At 56.6% G+C, this 286-nt stretch carries 1 protein-coding gene; it reads left to right on the forward strand.

The genetic code is table 11. From position 1 onward, the window contains the following. Window positions 1-286: hypothetical protein (locus V3W39_RS33655; RefSeq protein ID WP_330214195.1), on the forward strand; the 286-nt coding region annotated here is incomplete at both ends.

Consider the following 286-nt stretch of genomic DNA (forward strand, 5'->3'; position numbering starts at 1 on the left):
GCTGTACCAGTGGTTGGCTGACATCAAGCCCAACAGCGAAAAGCTGCTGCAGTACATCTCCCAGACCGAGCTTGCGGCGCTGCTGAAGCTCAGTCATGAGGCGATTGCCAAAGGACTGCTGATTCTGAGCGATGAACCGCTGCTGTTTATCTACCTGTCCGCGATGGTCAGTTGGATGCGCATGCTGCCGCCGCATTACATGTTTGAGTTGCTGGGAGAAATCACCACCGAGGTACTGCTCAACCTGTTGTTGCTATGGGCCACCGGCGGCATGGGTGTGGCCGTG

Source organism: Pseudomonas sp. Z18(2022), assembly GCF_036346535.1.
In the GTDB taxonomy this organism is placed as follows: Bacteria; Pseudomonadota; Gammaproteobacteria; order Pseudomonadales; family Pseudomonadaceae; genus Aquipseudomonas; species Aquipseudomonas yamanorum_A.